Here is a 277-nt window from a genome sequence, read left to right as displayed (position 1 = left end):
TTTAGCTTGCTAAATCACCAGTTTATCGGCCAATTTCCATTGCAGCTCAAGCCAGTGATGCCTTCTTACGCCTGACCATCTCAGATGACGATGACCACATCATGTCAGACGAACAACTTCTGACGGCTACTCGGTGCCTTAGAGACTTTATCCTGTACCGCGCTATACACCTTCTCTAAAAATCTTGGTACCACACAAAGCGTGTGTGGACGTACCTGGACTATGGCTTCTTTGACCGCCATAGGGTTTTGCAAATAGACGTTATGGCCACCACTGC

The 277-nt window shown here is 47.7% G+C and carries 1 pseudogene; it reads right to left on the bottom strand.

Going from position 1 to position 277, the window contains the following annotated elements:
* Positions 1-15: 15 nt before the first annotated feature.
* Positions 16-277, bottom strand: a pseudogene (locus KT99_RS23685) (long-chain fatty acid--CoA ligase); the annotation flags it as partial.

This window comes from Shewanella benthica KT99, from assembly GCF_000172075.1.
In the GTDB taxonomy this organism is placed as follows: Bacteria; Pseudomonadota; Gammaproteobacteria; order Enterobacterales; family Shewanellaceae; genus Shewanella; species Shewanella benthica_A.
Note: the sequence above shows the minus strand (reverse complement) of the source record. Positions and strands in the feature narration are given on the sequence as shown.